A 17,977-nucleotide genomic window follows, 5' to 3' on the forward strand; every position below is an offset into this window, starting at 1 on the left:
AATGACCGCTTTGCGGTCATTATACCATACCGGCTGCGCCGATATGGCGCTTCCGGCAGAATTTAGCGCGCGGATTTCTGCGGTGTTACGCAGAAACCGATATGCGCAGGTATAATGCCCGCTTTGCGGTCATTATACCATATCCCTCTTTTTCTTTAAAGGCTTTCTGATTAAATCAACGATTTGCCAGTTCTTCGGTGATATCTTCCCATCGAAGTCCTTTTTCTGCCATCAGAACCATCATATGATAGAGGAAGTCTGACATTTCATACTTCACTTCTTCCGAATTCGGATTCTTGGCCGCAATGATGATCTCCGAAGCTTCTTCTCCTACTTTTTTCAGTATTTTATCGATCCCTTTATCAAAAAGATAGTTCGTATAGGACCCTTCTTTGGGATGAATTTTTCTGTCCTGTATAATTGCATATACCTCTTCAAATACCTTCAGAGGATTCGTTTCTCTGTACTCTTTCTCTGCAAGTGTCTGGAAGAAGCAGGTACGGGATCCTGTATGGCAGGCTGCGCCGATCTGGTTTACTTTCGCAAGGATCGTATCATTGTCACAATCCAGTTTTAATGATTTTACATACTGAAAATGGCCGGAGGTTTCCCCCTTCAGCCACAGCTGACGGCGGCTCCTGCTGTAATATGTCATCCGGCCTGTTTTCAGCGTCTGTTCATATGCTTCTTTATTCATGTAAGCCATCATCAGCACCTCTGATGACTTATAATCCTGTACGATGACAGGAATAAGGCCGTCTGAATTCAGCTTAAACGCGCTCCATTCCACGGATGATTCAAAGATATCGACAGGAATTCCTCTGGCTTTCAGTTCCTGCTTTGTATTCATGCAGTTGCCTTCCTTTTCTTCCGGAACAGACAGCAGAACGCCTGATACGGACGGAATCTTCAAATAGGATGTGAGCGCTCCAGGTTTGTCTTCATCACAGAAAACAATCAGCGGATGGCTGGAATCAGCCAGCCTCTGCAGATCCTCAGCTACAGGTTCATCTCCCAGTTCGTCCGTGTCAAGAATCATCACGGATGCCCCCAGCTGACCATATTCCTCTATATTGGAGAGATATTTCATCTCCGGAAGATAGGCATAGATTTTTTCGCTGCCGAAACGGTCTGCCGCTTCCTTCATCAAATCCACATTTTCGTCGATGCTGACATCGAGGAACGCCGCTCTGGCTCCGGCATAAAGATATTTTTTCACATCTTCCAGCCGTTTTACGCGGCCGCCTGCGATCAGCGGACTGTCCACATTCCGTGCGATTTCTTTCATAATGCCGATTGTGTTTTCATGGTCTTCCTCTGTCTCAGATGCATCATAAATAAAAATCTCATCTGCACCATTGTCACTGTAATATCTGCAAAGAGTCAGAATATCATCACTGTAATATACCTGACCTTCGTCGTAAATTATGGCCTGCCCTTCTTTGCAGGAAAATCCCGGAATTAATTTTTTGTAATTATCCATATTCGTCTCTCCTGTTCCGCCCAAGATATCTCTGTCTCTTATTTCAGCTTTTCAAAAAGACGGACAGCCTCCCGCAGGTCAATCCGCTTTTCATACAGGGCCTTACCAATTATGGCTCCTCTGATTCCAGCCAGAGATAAGGCGCTTAAGTCCTCCATGGAGGATACACCGCCGGATGCGATAATGTCAAGTCCCGTTTTTTCTGTCAGCATTCTTGTCGCTTCCACATTTGGTCCTGTCAGCATCCCATCTCTTGATATATCCGTGTAAACGATGTGTTCCACGCCGAAGTCTTTCATTTTCAGGCAGAGATCAACCGCAGAAATGGTACTGATTTTTTCCCATCCTTCAATTGCGACCATTCCGTTTCTGGCATCGACTCCGGCCACAATTCTGTCCGGACCGAACTCTTCTGTCAGCTCTTTCATAAATTCCGGCCGTTCAACCGCCCTGGTTCCGATAATCACGCGGAAAACACCTAATTCAAGCATATTTTTCACCGCATCTCTGGTACGGATTCCACCTCCGATTTCCACCGGAAGTCCCGTACTCTCCACGATCCCTCTGATTACTTCCTCATTGACTGAACGGCCGGCCAGTGCGCCGTCCAGATCTACCAGATGAAGAAAAGAAGCTCCCTGCTCCTTCCACAGGTTTGCCATATCGGACGGATTGTCGGAATAAACCGTTACATTATCAAATAATCCCTGGGTAAGCCTGACGCATTTCCCGTTTTTAATATCTATTGCCGGATATAACTGCATTCGTACATCTCTCCTGTTCTTTTTTTCTGTATGTCTGGCCTGTGTCTGGCCTGTCTCATGACTTTTCCTATGACGGTCCGCTCTCGTTTTTAATTAAAAATCTGGCTTTTTCTGCATCACTTCTTTTTACGGTAACTTCGTATCGCTTCGCCCTGCCAAGATCCAGACCGGCACTCCCCATTCCTCTCGTCGTACCCCTTCCCGGCCCCAGAAAACGGGCTGTAGGATCACTCACATCGTATTGATATGGAATATGGTTCTGCTCCAGGATTCTGCGGATGCGTTCCATCTCTTCAGCAGACTGACCTATGTAGACCGTATCACGGCCAATACCGAATAAACCGGCCATCTACAGTGCCCCCTTTGTAGAAAGTACATCTGTAATTCTGGAATCGTATTTCGTTGCCTCATCGAGGGCTTTGGAAAACGCCTTAAAAGCGCCTTCAATGATGTGATGGTTATTGCTGCCGTCCATCTGCTTTATGTGCAGGTTCATCGCGGCGCCGTATGATACGGCATAAAAGAATTCCCGGATCATTTCTGTCTCCAGATCCCCCACAAATTCCCGATCCAGCTTCAGATCGTATACGAGATAAGGACGGCCGCAGAGATCGAGGGCGCACAGGATCAGGCTTCATCCATAGGCAGAATTTTGGACCCGTAACGGACAATTCCCTTTTTATCGCCTGCAGCCTGCCGGATTGCTTCTCCAAGAACGATACCTGTATCCTCAATGGTATGATGGGTATCCACTTCCAGATCTCCCGTAACTTCAATTGTCAGATCAAACAGGCCGTGACGCGCAAAATTGTTCAGCATATGGTCAAAAAATCCTATTCCCGTCTGAATATCCGCCTTTCCGCTTCCGTCCAGGTTAAGGCGCAGCTGTATTTGAGTTTCTTTCGTATTTCGTACGATTTCGGCAATCCTCTCTGTCATAAAAACCTCCTGATTCTCAATCCGCATTCCATTTTTCGTTCTATGGGCATTTCCCGTTTATTCCTCGTTTTCAAAGCGGACCCGGATGGAATTAGCGTGAGCCGTCAGATGCTCCGCCTTGGCAAATGCAATAATATCCTTATGAGCCGCTTTCAGCGCTTCTCTGGAATAGTAGATCACACTCGATTTCTTTATAAAATCGTCTACTCCGAGAGGGGAAAAGAATTTCGCCGTTCCATTCGTCGGCAGCACATGATTCGGGCCTGCAAAATAATCGCCCAGGGGTTCGGAGCTGTATTCTCCGAGGAAAATCGCCCCCGCATTCTGAATTTTCGTCATGATTTCAAACGGGTTAGCGGTTAAAATTTCCAAATGCTCCGGCGCAATGGCGTTGACGGTTTCAATGGCGTCGTCCAGTTTGTCGGCCACGAGGATATATCCATAATTCTCCAATGATTTTTCCAGGATTTCTTTTCTGGACAGAGACTGTACAAATTTGTCTACTTCTTCAGAAACTTTTTCCGCCAGTTCCATGCTGGTTGTAACGAGAATCGCGGAGGCCAGTTCGTCGTGCTCTGCCTGTGATAAAAGGTCGGCCGCCACGTAACGCGGATTAGCCGTTTCATCAGCCAGTACGGTGACCTCGCTGGGCCCCGCGATACTGTCGATACTCACATGACCATACACTGCCTTTTTAGCCAGAGCCACGAAAATATTGCCCGGGCCTACGATCTTATTGACCCTTGGTATGGATTCTGTACCGAATGCCAGTGCCGCTACTGCCTGGGCGCCTCCGATGCGGTAAACTTCCGTAGCGCCTGCCAAATGGGCGGCCGTCAGGGTTACAGGATTGACTTTTCCGTCCCTACCGGGAGGCGTCACCATAACAATCCGCTTCACGCCGGCTGCTCTGGCCGGGATAATGTTCATCAGGACGGAAGACGGATACGCCGCTTTTCCCCCCGGCACATAGACGCCTACGCTTTCCAGGGCCGTAATCTTCTGTCCCAGAATCGTTCCGTCCGGCTTGGAATCGAACCAGCTTCTTCTGATCTGCATCTCATGGTATTCTTTGATGTTCGCCATGGATTTCTTCATGACTTCTATGAGGTCTGCATCCACTTCCTTCATGGCCTCTTCGATTTCAGCCTCTGTTACTCTTATGGTGGAAGCATCGATATGCGCCTTGTCGAATTGTTCTGTATACGCAAACAGCGCTTCGTCCTTTTTTTCTTTTACCTGATCTACGATTTCCTGTACGGTATCCGCATATGCCGAGTAATTATTGGGATCTCTCTTGAGCAGATCCGCTAAAATATTCTGTCTGGATGTTTCATCGAGTGTAACGATTCTCATAACTGCTGCTCCTTTCCGATTTCTGCTCTCAAATCATTCAAAAGCTTTGTAATCCGCTCATTTTCCCGCTTCATACTGACCTGGTTTACAACGATCCGCGCGGAGAGACCGCAGACCTCCTCCAGTACGGAGAGGCCGTTCTCCTTCAGCGTGGAGCCCGTCTCAACGATATCCACGATGACCTCAGAAAGGCCGACGATCGGGGCCAGCTCGATGGAACCGTTCAGCTTGATAATTTCTACTGTCTGATGCTTTTTATTATAAAAATAGTCCTTTGCTATATTCGGATACTTCGTCGCTACGCGGATCAGCTCGTGGTGCTTCAAAAGCTCCCTGGCAGATTCCGGACCGCAGACGCACATCCTGCACTTTCCATATCCCAGATCGACCACTTCATATAACTTTCGTCCCTCTTCCAGAATCGTATCCTTGCCTACGACGCCGATATCGGCTGCTCCATATTCCACATAAGTGGGAACATCCGTGGCTTTTGCCAGGAAAAAGCGAATTCCCAGCTCTTCATTTACAAAAATCAGTTTCCGGGAACTTTTATCCTTCATCTCATCACAGCGGATTCCTATTTTTTCAAAAAGCTCCATCGTTCTGTTGGCCAGCCGTCCCTTGGCAAGGGCAATCGTTAAATACCTCATCGTTTCAGTTCTCCTGTTCTATGTTCAATTCGTGACCGTCCGTACGGTTACATCATGTATTCGGCAAAAGGGATATCGTGAGATTTCCCGTCTCTAACGCCGATAAAATGGACAGTTTCACCCTTTTCATCCAGAAAAAGCAGGTTTCTTACCGGCCCTTCTGCAAGAGATTTCCTGTAAACCTCCGTTGCTTTAGACTCTTCCCTGCGGATCATCTGCACGGCCATCTGGTTCTCCCGCAGATGGCATGCAAGTCGGACGGCATTTTCCCAGGCGGATGGATCATAGAGAATTGCCGTGCTGACAGGAGAGGTTTCGATTTCGATCTTCTGTCTGGACAGAGCCTGCAGAAGGCGGTCCACCACGATGACAAAGCCGACTGCAGGACGGTCCTTTCCAAACTGCAGAAGCAGCTTATCGTAACGGCCGCCCGTCACGATATAGTCTCCCGTTCCATATGTATATGCCTTGAAAATAATTCCCGTATAGTATTTGTATTTGCTCAGCATACCAAGGTCATAGGACACGTATTCCGCCATTCCATATGCCTCCAGAATCGTCTGAACACGCTCCAGGCGTTCAATTGCCTTCAGCGCCCTTTTATTATCCGTCATGCTGCGAAGCCTGCTGATTTCGTTCAAAGGGCCGAACAGCTGCGGAAGCTTCAGGAAGACTTCCTTCATACTCTCTTTAACAGGTCGTTCACTGATCAGTTCCTCTACGCCAAAATAATTTTTATTCTCAATCAGTTCCCGAAGCTCTTCCTGCGTCTCCTCATCCATACCGGCTTCATCCGCCAGCCCCCGGAAAAATTCCACCTGTCCCAGTTCTACCTGAAACTCTTTCAGGCCGGCTGATTTTAAACAGGTAATTACCATGGCAATCATCTCAGCATCTGCCTCAGGGCTGTCCTCTCCGATCATTTCCGCGCCTGTATGGGTCGTCTCCTTCAGCCTTCCCTGATAGCTGGAGTTGTTGATAAACGTTCTGGCCAGGTAACAGAGCCTGAGCGGCGCTTCCGAATCCATAAAATATTTCACAACGCAGCGGGCAATTGCCGGCGTCACGTCGGGACGGAGTACCAGGGTGTTGTTGTCCCTGTCGAAGAATTTAAACATTTCCTGATTGGAAACGCTTCCGCGCTCCTTATTAAAAATATCGAAGAATTCGTATGTAGGCGTTTCTATATCTTCATAACCGTAGAGACGGAATACTTCATGAACTCCATCCTGAACAGCCAGTTTTTTCTGACATTCATCCCTGTAGATATCCCGGACTCCGTCCGGCGTGTGTAATAATTGATTGTCCATAACGATAATCCCTTTCTTTCCGGATCAGCTCATTCACTTTAATGTGGTAACGTGATAATTTGCTAATTTAATAAATAATGTGTCCATTATATGAGAAAATCAGAAAACTGTCAATCTCTTTCATCCAAATCTTTCTGTACCATCTCCAGATAGTGGATAAACATATCTTTCTTTGAAAAGATCCTCCAGGATTTATCCACTTCTTCATATGTAAAGCTCTTTCTGCCCCCGTCCACCATCCGGTTCCAGAACGCAAATATATGGGAAAAAGGAACGTAATAGATTTCATCCAGTGAGGTAAACGAAAGAATAATAAAGGAGATTCCTCCCTGTTCCTCAAACTCCTTCATAAATTCGATCTGATGAGGGTGAATGTTCTGAAGTGGAAATGTCTTTACGGCACATTCCTTTGCGTCAAAACAGACGGGAATTCCCTGTACCGCCCCAATATAATCTACGGTACTCTTTTTATCAAAATACGCCAGTGTAATGTGGCGGCTTTCCTTTGCGATCTCGATCGGCGTAATCGGAGTGGGGATTTTCTGAATTAAGGCCAGTTTCTTTTCCCGGTAGCTGTCGTTCGTATGGTTGATCAGTTCTTCCAGCGTAGATCCCCGCAGCCCCCTCGTATTCCAAGTTCCCATATTACTCTCCTGACCCGCCTTTCTGTTCGACCACAAGGCCCTCTCCTTTCAGAGCCCTTCTGAAGTCATCCGGAACAGGGGCTGTAAAGCATTTTCCGGACAGGCCTGAAAGCGGTTCCCGAAGTTCAGGAAGAACCATCTGCCACGAATGGAGAAGCTGAGAATTCAGACGGTATTTTTTCTTCCATTCCTCATTCATTCTCCTATCCCCATATTTTGGATCGCCCGCAATCGGGTGGCCGATGGAGGCCAGGTGCGCACGAATCTGATGAGACCGCCCTGTAATCAGAGCGACCTTCAGAAGCGTGCATGATTCGTTTCCATCGAGAGGAATGTATTCTGTCTCAATCGGAAGGCTGCCTTCCATTTCTTCACTGTATACGGATACCTGATTCGTCCGCTCATCCTTTATGAGAAATCCTGAAATTTTCTGCTGTTTCAAAATGCTTCCTTTAACAAGGCAGAGGTAGTACTTGTGAATGCTCCTGTTCTTGAATATCTCTCCCATAATCTGAAGTCCGGCCAGGGTCTTTCCGGCTGCCACAAGGCCGCTGGTATTTCGGTCCAGACGGTTGCAGACGGCCGGTTTAAAGCTGCGCAGTCCTTCTTTGCCGATCTGACCAGTTGAGAGGAGGTAATCCGTCACATATTCCACCAGAGACTCATCGGAATCCTTTGCTTTCTGAGACAGCATGCCGGATGGCTTATTGATAAAAAGAACGTGTTCATCTTCATAAATAATATCCAGTTTTTTCTTCTGTACCTTCTGAATCCGCACCTCTGAAAATTTGTCAATTGTTCTTCCGCAAGAAACAGTTTGACTTCATCGCCCTCTGCCAGCTTTTCTGAGCCGTCACACTTCTTACCGTTGAGAACGATATTCTTCTTGCGCATCATTTTATATAAAAAGCTTTTTCCGGCCAGGTTCAGATATTTGGAAAGCATCTTGTCCAGCCGCTGTCCAGCTTCATTTTTCGTAATTTTAATCGCACGCATCCTGCTATTCTCCTTCCGGCATCACATGGAGAGCTGCTTTAATAATTCGGCTGCATATTCCACGCTTCCGTCGTCATCATATTCGGAGGCCGGTTTCAGGCTTTCAAGCCTCTGAAAAAATATCTTTTCATCTTTGATTATTTTGCTGTCCGGGTCCAGACGGTGAGCAGTAAGCATCCCGTTAAGGTACTCCTCACCCTTTTTTGCATCGGCCCGTTCTGACGTACAGTAACAGTAAATACCGGTCGGATGGACAATAACAGCATCCATCGGCATCATCGCTTCTTTCGACGTAATAATCAGTTCATACAGGATCATAAAATGTTCTTCATATGCATGCACCCTGCTGTAAAACGCTTCCGGCGGCGTCTTGTATCTCCATGCCGCAAGAAGCGGAGACGCCACATTAGCTGTGGGCAGTACGGAAAGCACAGCCATGACCGTCAGTATATTCTTCACGGACGAATTGTCCGTAAATCCCCGGGCGCCCAGCTGGATCAGGATCATAACCGCTCCAAATGCTACCATACACAGCTGCATTTTCCTGTGGCTGGTCCGATACCCGTATTCTCCTTTATTTTTTCCGTGATTTTTCATCTTTTTGTCTCTCCATTTTCGTCTCTTCTGGTTCGTTCACTCTTCCCTTATATATTCACTCACATCATTCCCATAATCTTCAAAAGCATCCTGTGGGGTACGACTTTGCACAGGAGGAAAAACAGCTTCATCAGGATTCCGTATATGGATATGCTCTTTCCTACGCAGCTGTCCATCAGCGCTTTCCTAGCCACCTTTTTGGGATCTGCCATGGCAAGCTTTTTGTAAAGAGGAATCTTTCCGTTTGTTTCGGCTATGTCAAAGAACTCCGTCTTTACCGGTCCCGGGCATACTGCTGTAACACAGATTTTCCGATCCCTCAGCTCTTCATTCAAAGCCCGGCTGTAGCTCAGGACAAAGGCCTTTGTGGCAGCATAGACGGCAAATTTCGGCTGAGGCAAAAATGCCGCCGCAGACGCAAACTGAATGATTCTGCTGTGCTCTGACATATAGGGCAGCACGACATGGGTGACGGCAACGAGCGCTTCACAGTTCAGTGCAGCCATTCCCGTCTCTTCTTCCAGAGGCACTTCCCCAACCAGCCCGATCTTTCCATATCCGGCCGCATTAACAAGAAACTTAACGTCCGGTTTTTCTTCTGCCAGAGCCTGTTTCAGAATGGTTAAAGCCTGTTTATCTGTAATATCGATAGGAAACGTCCGGAGCACTGCCGGTACCTGTCCGTTCAGCTCATCCAGCCGTTCCTTCCGCCTGGCTATCACCCATATCTCCTCAACGGTACGGAAACGGTCAGCCAGCTGGAATATCATCTCTCTTCCCATTCCGGATGAAGCACCTGTAATGACTGCGATCTTTTTCATCATATTTCTGCCTCCTGCTCACTGTTCTATTTTTTTGCCTTCCTGTGTACGTTTCGGATCGTCTTTTTCCGGACCGTCTGTTTTCTGTCCGGTCTACTGCCCTCTGTTCTGCCGTCCCCGGTCCGGGCCATGGGTTTCCCTCCGACGCTCCGTTCTTTGGCCGCCTTGGTCACAGCCGCTTTGGCCGCTCCCCGCGGCCGTATCAGGCACCTGCCGTCAAAGCCGATTAAATCAGTTCTTCCCGCCTTTTTCAGCGCCTCTGCGACCAGCTCGTAGTTGTCTGGATTCCTGTACTGGATCAGCGCACGCTGCATGGCTTTTTCATGAGGATTAACTGGCACATACACCTGATCCATCGTCCTTGGATCCAGCCCTGTATAATACATACAGGTGGAGATTGTAGATGGGGTCGGATAGAAATCCTGCACCTGTTCCGGCATGTAGCCAAGATCACGCAGATATTCCGCCAGCTTCACAGCCTCCTTCAGGGTTGAACCTGGATGGGAGGACATGAGGTACGGAACGAGATACTGCTTCAGCCCCAATTTTTCATTCATTTTCTTATACTCTTTCACAAATTCCAGATAGACGGAATGCTCCGGTTTTCCCATGCTCCTTAATACGGGATCAGAGACGTGCTCTGGAGCTACTTTGAGCTGGCCGCTGACATGATAGGTACACAGTTCTTTTAAGAAATCCCGTTTTTTATCTGCCAGCAGATAGTCGAAACGGATTCCTGAACGGATAAATACCTTTTTCACCTTTGGAAGGCTGCGGAGCTTTCTGAGCAGCTGGATATAATCCGTATGATCTGCCTCTAAATTTCCACATGGCTTGGGGAACAGGCACTGTCGGTCCGGACATGCCCCTTTTGTCATCTGTTTTCTGCAGGCCGGAAACCGGAAGTTCGCCGTAGGGCCGCCTACGTCATGAATATATCCCTTGAAATCCCTTTCCTCTGTCAGCAGTTTTGCTTCCTCCAGAAGGGACTCATGGCTTCTGGCCTGGATAATTCTCCCCTGGTGAAAGGTCAAGGCGCAGAAACTGCAGGCGCCAAAGCACCCCCTGTTGCTGATCAGGCTGAACTTCACCTCGTCCACTGCCGGAATCCCTCCTTTTTTTTCATAGGAAGGATGATAATTTCTCATATAAGGCAGACTGTACACATCATCCATCTCCGCCGTTGTAAGCGGCCTGGACGGCGGATTCTGCACGACGTAAAGATGATCGCTTTCATAAGGTTCAACGAGGCGCCTGCCTGTAAACGGATCCGTATTGCAGTACTGCCTGTAAAAGCTCTTTGCATATTCCCGCTTATCGTCCCTCACTCGTCCGAAGTCGGGAAGAAGTTCGTAATCGTAAACCGTTTCTATGGTTTTCGTCCTGTAAACCGTTCCATCTATGAACGTAATATCCCGGACTGCCAGCCCTCCGTCCAGAGCATCTGCAATTTCTACAATCGAGCGCTCTCCCATGCCGTAGGAAATCAAATCCGCCTGGGAATCCAGAAGAAGCGAACGCTTCACTTTATTGGACCAGTAATCGTAATGTGCCAGCCTGCGAAGGCTGGCCTCTATTCCCCCCACAATAATCGGAACTTTTTTATAAACAGACCGGATCAGATTGCTGTATACGACGGCTGCATAATCAGGCCTGTGACCCATCTCGCCTCCCGGCGTATAAGAATCACGGCTCCGCCGCTTTTTTGATACCGTATAGTGATTGACCATGGAATCCATATTTCCTGCCGATACGAGAAAACCAAGCCTGGGTTCACCAAGAACCTGTATGCTTTCCGGATCTTTCCAATCCGGCTGCGGAATAATTCCCACCTTATAGCCGTGAGCTTCCAGAATGCGGCTTATAATCGCATGTCCAAACGACGGATGATCCACATATGCATCACCTGTAACATACACAAAATCGCATTGTTTCCAGCCACGTTTTTTCATATCTTCCATGGAAACCGGCAAATAGTCCCTGATTATCATATTTCCTCCTGTATACATTTCATACTGAACTCGTACAAGACCTGGCTAAGAGCTCATCGTATGCCCAACAACTCGTAGTAATCGTGAATGTAGTAATCGGACATCTTTATCTTTTCTTCCTTCATTGGAAGGGAAAACTCATCTTCTACGGCAAAAACGGTCATGCCTGCTTTTTTTCCTGCTTCAATTCCTGCAGGAACGTCTTCAAATACGGCGCAGCTTTCGGGATTGACTCCCAGGTCTCCCGCCACTTTCAGATATATGTCCGGAGCCGGCTTTCCGGCAGCCACTTCGCATGCTGTTGTCACCTGGCCGAAATATCCGGCTATTCCAAGAGAATCCAGGCAGGCGTCCACCATATCTCTGCCGTTGCTCGTAGCGATTCCCATAGCCATTTTGCGCTGCCCGGCCCACTTCAGAAATTCCAGGGCCCCAGGCTTTAACGTCACTTCGTGTTTATATTTATCCAATGACATTAGGGTCCAGTCCTGTTTAATCTTCTCAAGAGAGTCCGAAATCTGAAACCGTTCTTTAAAATAGATAGCCGTCTCCGTAAAACTCATCCCCTCAATGACCTTCTGAAGATCAGACGGGCAGGACAGCCCAAAGCGGCCCAGATACTCAATGTCGATTTCTTTCCACATCCACATGGAATCCACCAGCGTTCCGTCCAAATCAAAAATAACTGCTTTTTTATCCTTCAAAACATTTAACATATCTGCAACTGCTCCAATTCTTTCTCTGTCAATCTCCTGTATTCACCTGGTTTTAAGCCTTCATCCAGTTCAATCGGCCCCATGGAAAGGCGTTTCAGATAGATCACGCTGCAGCCCACGGCTTCAAACATCCTCTTGACCTGGTGAAACTTCCCCTCGTGAATCGTAAGACGGATTTCGCTGTAGTCCTCTTCGCTCTCTCCTGCCCTACATCCGATATTTATAATCTCTAAACCTGCAGGCTGCGTCTCTGTTCCATCCAGCAGCGTGATTCCCCTCTCAAACAGCTCTTGCGCATGGTCAGGCAGCCTGCCTTCCACTCTGGCATAGTAAACCTTATCTACATGCTTTTTCGGAGCCAGCAGACGGTGCGCAAGCCCCCCGTCGTTTGTAATCAGCAGAAGGCCTTCCGTATCAATGTCGAGGCGCCCTACGGGAAACAGGTCTTTTCTTATCTTCGTATCAATCAGATCCAAAACGGTAGCATGGAGATGATCTTCTGTTGCCGAAACGACACCCTGGGGTTTATTGAGCATATAGTATTCATATTCTGCATAACGGATTTCCTGTCCATCCACCACAACGTGGTCCGTACCGGGGATGATCTTTCTATCCGTCTTCTTTTCCGTTTCTCCGTTTACCAGGATCCGTCCCTTTCTGGCCGCCTCCTTCGCCTGGCTGCGGCTCAGTACGTTCATTTCTGTCAGAAATTTATCCAGTCTCATTCGATTGTCTGCCATATCTTCTCTCCTATTGCCATCGCCAGCCGGGATAGTATTTATTCTTCAAACTTCCGCCGGCGGACTTTCCCCATCCTAAAGGGAATCCCTCCACACAGATCAGGCACCAGCCCTTTTTTCTCTGTTCATCTTCCAAAAGGGAGATCGTCTCCCCCTTCAAATACCGGATCACTCTTTCGTCATCTCTTGCAAAGGAAATCATATGGGGAAACTCGCCTGTTTTCAATGCCATCGCCAGTGCCTGAGATGGCTCAAATCTGTTCTTTTTCAGTGTTCCAAGGAGCAGGCCTGTCCTCAGAAAACGCAGTTTATATAGTCTGGAAACTCAGACGGAAGCAGATAAACAGAATCGTTTATCACCCGGATATGGCCGTTCTCCATAAATGAAGCTTTAATTCCGCTTAAAAAATCAGCCGCTTCCTCCGGGAGCCTGTCGTTCTTATCATTTATATGCTTCCCATTTTTCGGCGCTTCTTTCCCATCACCGCCCCTTTTCCTGAGAAGAGCAATAAAATGGCCTTCTCCTCTGATTTTATGGGGAAACAGACGGATACAGCCATCCAGACCGATTCCATTTTCCGCGCCCTCCCATCTGGGCAGGCGGATCAGCTCCAGCTCCGGATGGCGTGCCAGAAGGCCGTTTATGACCGCTTCATCTTCTGCCACGGAAAAGGTACATGTAGAATAGAGCATATGGCCTCCCGGCCGCAGCATGGATACGGCCTCTTCCGCAATCTCTGCCTGTATGGGCGCATAATAAGAAGGTCCCTTCTCCATCCAATCCTTCACCATTCCATCGTCTTTACGGAACATTCCCTCCCCGGAACATGGGGCGTCTATTAAAATGGCATCAAAAAACTCCGGGAGCAGGGCTGCAAGTTTTTTTGGCGCTTCACTCGTCACGCAGATATTCGGAATGCCGAAAAGCTCCAGATTTTTCAAAAGGGCCTTTGCCCTTGAATTGCTGATATCATTAGAAAAAAGAGGCCTTCCCCTTTCAGCCGGGCCCCCAGCTCTGTACTCTTTCCTCCAGGGGCAGCACACAGGTCCAGCACCCTGTCTCCCGGCCGTACCGGAAGAAGAGCAGCAGGAGCCATGGCGCTCGGTTCCTGAAGGTAATAAAGTCCTGCGTAATAAAAAGGATTCCTGGACGGGCGGTCTTCCTCTTCGTAATAAAAGCCGTTATCAGTCCACGGAACGGCCGACATATGAAAAGGAAGCTGCTCTTCCAGAAATTCTGGTTCTGTTTTCCATGTATTCACACGCAGCCCAAAAATCCTGCCCGCCTCAAAGCTGGCTGCATATTCTTCATAATCCCCGCCTAAAAGCGCTTTCATTTCGTCTCTGAAAGACTGGGGAAGTTCTTCAAATTTCAATCTCTGTACTCCTTATCTCACTGACTTTCTCCGGCTGTACGCCCGCTTAAAAGCGTTCCATGGGTTTCCCTTCCGGCACTCAGTTACTCTAGTTTACCATATTTTCACCGGGTATGCCACAACAATGGTCAGCCTGACGGCATTTCGCAAATGAACAAGTCAGTAAAACGCTTTTAACCGTTTCTTTTCCATGTATTTCAGCACCCAGTAAGGATTGATTCCCATTTCCTCATAATGGTCCGTTTTCAGGTAGATTCCCAGGTGGAGGTGAACTGGAAAATTGCCTGTTGTTCCCTCTACGGTACTATATCCCGTATCTCCCATAAAGCCCAGAAGTTCGCCTGCCCGGACGTGGTCGCCTTCTTTCCATTCCCTGCTGTATCCGTACAGATGGGCGTAGTAAATGTATGCCCCGCCGGGAGCCCGGATGCCGATTCTCCAGCCGCCCTTTTCCAGCCATCCGACACGTTCTACCGTGCCGTCGCTCATGCTGACGACCGGATAATATCCGCGTTCCTTCTCCATCCCCATTATATCACAGCCCTCGTGTTTCCTTTCGCCGCCATATGTACGCTCATCTCCCCAGCTGTCTTCAAATGTAATATCCGGCGTTTCCGGATTTTCACTGGCCGGAATCGGAAAATATCTCAGGTCTGAAAATACCGTCTCATATGCCTTTTTCAGCTTCTGATACTCAACCGGCTTCCGCTTGATGAGGCTGTCGCTGTCATAGCTGCCGTCTTCCATTTCCAGCAGGTTGTAGTCATTTTCCACCATCAGGGACGTGAGCATATCGTAGTCAATAGTACCCCCTCCTGCAATCAGCTCTCCCAGCTTCATGGACCGGAATTCCTCGCTTTCCCATGTATATGCATCCAGCTGGTAATAGTCCGGGTTATTGGCCAGATAATCGACCATAGTGACCTGAAAAACCGCAAGAAGCAGGATCAAAACGAAAATCATATCCCCCTCATCCCCACATATATTGTATCAATAAACTATATTCTGGTGGATATGAAAAAATCCTTTTTCCCCTTCATTCCCATCGTTATTCTTCTCTTTCTTCTGGCCAGACCACAGCTTTCACTGGCTGGAGCCAGAAACGGACTGACTCTGTGGGCTGATGTGGTGCTTCCGACTCTTCTTCCATTTATGATCTGTTCCAGCACGATTGTTGCTCTGGGCGGCGTCCCGTATCTCGTCCGGCCATTCCGCTTTCTGCTGGACAAAGTCTTCCAATTCAGCGAGGCCGGCAGCTTTGTCTTTCTTTCAGGCCTTCTCTGCGGCTATCCGATGGGTGCAAAAACATGCAGCGAATTTCTGGAATACGGCATGATCTCCCCGGAAGAAAGCAAGTATCTGCTGGCCGTCAGCAATCATCCAAGTCCCATGTTCCTGCTGGGGTATGTGATGGCTGCCTGGAACCAGAACGGGCTGCCTCTCCTGCTTCTTTCTGTATATCTGCCGCTTATCCCTCTTTCTGCCGCTGCCAGAAAGTTTTATGGCTGCAGCCGCCAGAGCCGTCAACAGTCCGGATTTTCTTCCGAAAATATCTATGCCGGATTTTCCTTTGACAAAAGTATGATGAATTCCTTTGAAACCATGGTTAAAATCGGAGGCTACATCATGCTGTTTTCCATTGCTGCAGAATTTATCCGCGCCCTGTCCCCCTTTTCCCCACAGACCAATGCTGTCCTTCTGGGAATTACGGAAATCACCACGGGAATTCATGCGGTCGCATCGTCCATGACAGGTGCTTCCATGCAGCTCGCCATTACATGTGTTACGGTCTTTGGCGGCATCTCCGGGATCTTTCAGACTAACAGCGTAATTATAAAAAGTTCAGTCAAAGATTCTTCCTGCAACTCAAAAAAGGCCGGATTATCCATCCGGCACTATGTGATCTGGAAATTAATACATACAGGCCTTTCCTGCCTGGTCTTTATTCTGCTGAATCTTGCTCAAGCTCTTCCTGCGGCTCTTCATCCCTGACGATCGCTCCGGAAAGCTCGTCCCGGTTTGAAGATACGATATCATAACTCGACTGAAGGGAAGACATATAAGAATTATACTTGCTCTGAGCTTCATCCATCGAATGATTGATAATTTTCTGCAGAGTTCCCAGCATATCATCCGTATATCTGACAGCAGCTTCCCGCATGCCGTCTGCCTCTGCATAAGCGCTTTCTACGATTGCCTGCGCCTCTGCCTGCGCCTGTTCAACGACTTCGTCTGCCTGTGCGAAGGCTCTCTGCATAATCTCGTGTTCATTAACGAGATCATTCGTCTGGGCCTTTGCACTCTCAAGCATCGTATCGGCCTGAGAACGTGCTTCCGCCAGCATGGAATCCGCCTGTGTGCGGGCATCCGAAAGAATCGCGTCCTGATTGCTGATTATCTTCTGATATTTTTTAATCTCATCCGGTATGCGCATGCGCAGTTCCATGAGAAGCTCTTCTATTTCTTCTTTATTTACTACGATATCTGAATTCGAAAATGCCTTTGGCTTACAGCTGTCTATGTATTCTTCAATTTCGCTTATTAACTGTTCGATTCTACTCATGATCCACACTTCTCCTTAACTTTTTCACTTATTATCGGCCAGGTGCCTGAACTCTTTTATGTTCTGATTCCGTAAATTTCAATTCATCAAATTCTATTTTCAGTATTTTTTAATAATCTTTCATTTTATCAATTTTATCTGTATTCTTTAACATCTTAGCACGTTCTTTGCAAGAAAACAACGGAGAATTCATTTTTTTATGAAACAGAGGATTTTTCGCATAATCTCTTATTCAGCCGCTTCACCCTCAAACGTAAAAAATACGTGTTTATTCGTCTTATACTCTTTTACCCTGCTCACCCGAAAGCCCAAAGTCTCCACATCATCGTATTTCGTCTCCAGAGAAGCTTCTGTAATGATGATGGAATCTTTGCTGACCATCCCGGATTCGCCCAGCTTTTTCAAGGCTTCCAGCTCCAGTCCGTGATGATAGGGCGGATCCATGAAAACGATATCAAACTGCCGGCCTTTTCCCTCCAGCCTGGAGAGCGCTGTAATCACATCACAGGCCATCACCATCGCCCGGTCTTCCATCTTTGTAGTTTTCAAATTCTCACGTATACAATCGACGGCTTTCCCATTGTTTTCAACGAGAACGGCTGATTCCGCTCCGCGGCTCAGCGCTTCTATGGCAATTGCACCGCTCCTGAAAAAAGGTCTAAAAAAGAACAGCCCGGCACATCATACTGGAGCATGTTAAAAAGCGTCTCCTTAATCCGGTCTGTCGTGGGCCTGGTATCCTGGCCTTCTATTGTTTTTAAAAGCAGCCTTCTGGCGCTTCCGGCTATTACTCTCATTTATTCGGACTCCTTTTAGGGGTTTTGTGTCATAAATACATCTGTTCAGAACGGCCTGCTTTCCAGCATAATCAGCCTTCCTGGATAATTACGTATAATTATAATATGAATAAAGAAGATATACAAGGGATTTAAGAGAAATTTAAAAGTCTGTGAGGTAATTTCCTCACACTTCTATAACGTGATTTTTTATGGTATAATGACTGCGAATACCGGTTTCTGCGTTTACCGCAG

At 47.7% G+C, this 17,977-nt stretch carries 22 protein-coding genes and 1 pseudogene; 1 reads left to right on the forward strand and 22 read right to left on the reverse strand.

The window, feature by feature from the left end:
* Positions 1 to 175: 175 nt before the first annotated feature.
* The 19 genes and pseudogenes from hisIE to DXA13_RS07745 form a co-directional block, all read right to left on the reverse strand.
* Positions 176 to 1,483, reverse strand: a complete 1,308-nt coding sequence (gene hisIE, locus DXA13_RS07665; RefSeq protein WP_118243094.1) for a bifunctional phosphoribosyl-AMP cyclohydrolase/phosphoribosyl-ATP diphosphatase HisIE — start codon at positions 1,481 to 1,483, stop codon at positions 176 to 178.
* Between the two features lie 38 nt (positions 1,484 to 1,521).
* A complete protein-coding gene (gene hisA / locus DXA13_RS07670) occupies positions 1,522 to 2,247 on the reverse strand; it encodes a 1-(5-phosphoribosyl)-5-[(5-phosphoribosylamino)methylideneamino]imidazole-4-carboxamide isomerase (RefSeq protein WP_118243096.1) in 726 nt (241 codons plus the stop codon).
* 67 nt (positions 2,248 to 2,314) lie between these two features.
* Positions 2,315 to 2,596 carry a hypothetical protein gene (locus DXA13_RS07675; protein WP_118243098.1) on the reverse strand — a complete coding sequence of 94 codons (282 nt, stop codon included), beginning with the start codon at positions 2,594 to 2,596 and terminating at the stop codon, positions 2,315 to 2,317.
* A pseudogene (gene hisB, locus DXA13_RS07680) lies at positions 2,597 to 3,186 on the reverse strand (imidazoleglycerol-phosphate dehydratase HisB).
* Positions 3,187 to 3,243: 57 nt separating this feature from the next.
* A complete protein-coding gene (gene hisD, locus DXA13_RS07685; RefSeq protein WP_118243100.1) occupies positions 3,244 to 4,542 on the reverse strand; it encodes a histidinol dehydrogenase in 1,299 nt (432 codons plus the stop codon).
* Positions 4,539 to 5,192 (reverse strand): ATP phosphoribosyltransferase, encoded by a 654-nt coding sequence (gene hisG, locus DXA13_RS07690; protein ID WP_118243103.1) that lies wholly within the window; start codon positions 5,190 to 5,192, stop codon positions 4,539 to 4,541. The genes hisD and hisG overlap by 4 nt, the downstream gene beginning before the upstream one ends.
* Positions 5,193 to 5,239: 47 nt before the next feature.
* Positions 5,240 to 6,502 carry an ATP phosphoribosyltransferase regulatory subunit gene (hisZ, locus tag DXA13_RS07695; RefSeq protein ID WP_118243105.1) on the reverse strand — a complete coding sequence of 421 codons (1,263 nt, stop codon included), beginning with the start codon at positions 6,500 to 6,502 and terminating at the stop codon, positions 5,240 to 5,242.
* 110 nt (positions 6,503 to 6,612) lie between these two features.
* Positions 6,613 to 7,146: a Holliday junction resolvase RecU gene (locus tag DXA13_RS07700; RefSeq protein WP_118243107.1), complete on the reverse strand. Its 534-nt coding sequence runs from the start codon at positions 7,144 to 7,146 to the stop codon at positions 6,613 to 6,615.
* 1 nt (position 7,147) lies between these two features.
* Positions 7,148 to 7,840 (reverse strand): RNA pseudouridine synthase, encoded by a 693-nt coding sequence (locus DXA13_RS07705; protein WP_347559758.1) that lies wholly within the window; start codon positions 7,838 to 7,840, stop codon positions 7,148 to 7,150.
* A complete protein-coding gene (locus DXA13_RS22915; RefSeq protein WP_347559759.1) occupies positions 7,789 to 8,142 on the reverse strand; it encodes a hypothetical protein in 354 nt (117 codons plus the stop codon). Before DXA13_RS22915 ends, DXA13_RS07705 begins: the two co-directional genes overlap by 52 nt.
* Positions 8,143 to 8,163: 21 nt before the next feature.
* Entirely contained in the window at positions 8,164 to 8,739 is a 576-nt protein-coding gene (locus DXA13_RS07710) for an O-linked GlcNAc transferase-like protein (RefSeq protein ID WP_118243109.1), read from the reverse strand.
* 59 nt (positions 8,740 to 8,798) lie between these two features.
* A complete protein-coding gene (locus DXA13_RS07715; RefSeq protein WP_347559760.1) occupies positions 8,799 to 9,563 on the reverse strand; it encodes an SDR family NAD(P)-dependent oxidoreductase in 765 nt (254 codons plus the stop codon).
* 23 nt (positions 9,564 to 9,586) lie between these two features.
* Entirely contained in the window at positions 9,587 to 11,551 is a 1,965-nt protein-coding gene (locus DXA13_RS07720; protein ID WP_347559761.1) for a YgiQ family radical SAM protein, read from the reverse strand.
* Between the two features lie 53 nt (positions 11,552 to 11,604).
* Complete coding sequence (locus tag DXA13_RS07725) at positions 11,605 to 12,267, reverse strand: HAD family phosphatase (RefSeq protein WP_118243111.1); 663 nt, start codon at positions 12,265 to 12,267, stop codon at positions 11,605 to 11,607.
* Positions 12,261 to 13,007, reverse strand: coding sequence for a pseudouridine synthase (locus DXA13_RS07730; protein ID WP_118243113.1), 747 nt, complete (start codon positions 13,005 to 13,007; stop codon positions 12,261 to 12,263). The genes DXA13_RS07725 and DXA13_RS07730 overlap by 7 nt, the downstream gene beginning before the upstream one ends.
* A gap of 10 nt (positions 13,008 to 13,017) precedes the next feature.
* Positions 13,018 to 13,239, reverse strand: coding sequence for a hypothetical protein (locus tag DXA13_RS22920; protein ID WP_347559762.1), 222 nt, complete (start codon positions 13,237 to 13,239; stop codon positions 13,018 to 13,020).
* A 62-nt stretch (positions 13,240 to 13,301) separates the two neighbouring features.
* Entirely contained in the window at positions 13,302 to 13,949 is a 648-nt protein-coding gene (locus DXA13_RS22925; protein WP_347559763.1) for a hypothetical protein, read from the reverse strand.
* Positions 13,946 to 14,383 carry a hypothetical protein gene (locus DXA13_RS22930; RefSeq protein WP_118243115.1) on the reverse strand — a complete coding sequence of 146 codons (438 nt, stop codon included), beginning with the start codon at positions 14,381 to 14,383 and terminating at the stop codon, positions 13,946 to 13,948. The genes DXA13_RS22925 and DXA13_RS22930 overlap by 4 nt, the downstream gene beginning before the upstream one ends.
* A gap of 159 nt (positions 14,384 to 14,542) precedes the next feature.
* Positions 14,543 to 15,346 (reverse strand): M23 family metallopeptidase, encoded by an 804-nt coding sequence (locus DXA13_RS07745; RefSeq protein ID WP_118243117.1) that lies wholly within the window; start codon positions 15,344 to 15,346, stop codon positions 14,543 to 14,545.
* 51 nt (positions 15,347 to 15,397) lie between these two features.
* On the opposite strand from DXA13_RS07745, the gene DXA13_RS07750 reads away from it, so the two are divergent.
* Positions 15,398 to 16,375, forward strand: coding sequence for a nucleoside recognition protein (locus tag DXA13_RS07750; protein ID WP_118243120.1), 978 nt, complete (start codon positions 15,398 to 15,400; stop codon positions 16,373 to 16,375).
* Here the strand turns inward: DXA13_RS07750 and DXA13_RS07755 are convergent.
* The 3 genes from DXA13_RS07755 to DXA13_RS22935 all read right to left on the reverse strand — a co-directional run bounded on the left by DXA13_RS07755 (position 16,326) and on the right by DXA13_RS22935 (position 17,743).
* Positions 16,326 to 16,946: a vacuolar family H+-ATPase subunit H gene (locus tag DXA13_RS07755; RefSeq protein ID WP_118243122.1), complete on the reverse strand. Its 621-nt coding sequence runs from the start codon at positions 16,944 to 16,946 to the stop codon at positions 16,326 to 16,328. The genes DXA13_RS07750 and DXA13_RS07755 overlap by 50 nt on opposite strands.
* Before the next feature lie 228 nt (positions 16,947 to 17,174).
* Positions 17,175 to 17,618, reverse strand: coding sequence for an RsmD family RNA methyltransferase (locus DXA13_RS07760; RefSeq protein ID WP_347559774.1), 444 nt, complete (start codon positions 17,616 to 17,618; stop codon positions 17,175 to 17,177).
* The gene (locus tag DXA13_RS22935) at positions 17,573 to 17,743 is read right to left on the reverse strand and encodes an RsmD family RNA methyltransferase (RefSeq protein ID WP_347559764.1); all 171 of its coding nucleotides are present in this window, start codon (positions 17,741 to 17,743) and stop codon (positions 17,573 to 17,575) included. The genes DXA13_RS07760 and DXA13_RS22935 overlap by 46 nt, the downstream gene beginning before the upstream one ends.
* Positions 17,744 to 17,977 lie beyond the last annotated feature (234 nt).

This window comes from Clostridium sp. AM58-1XD, assembly GCF_003464085.1.
Classification (GTDB): domain Bacteria; phylum Bacillota; class Clostridia; order Lachnospirales; family Lachnospiraceae; genus Lachnoclostridium_A.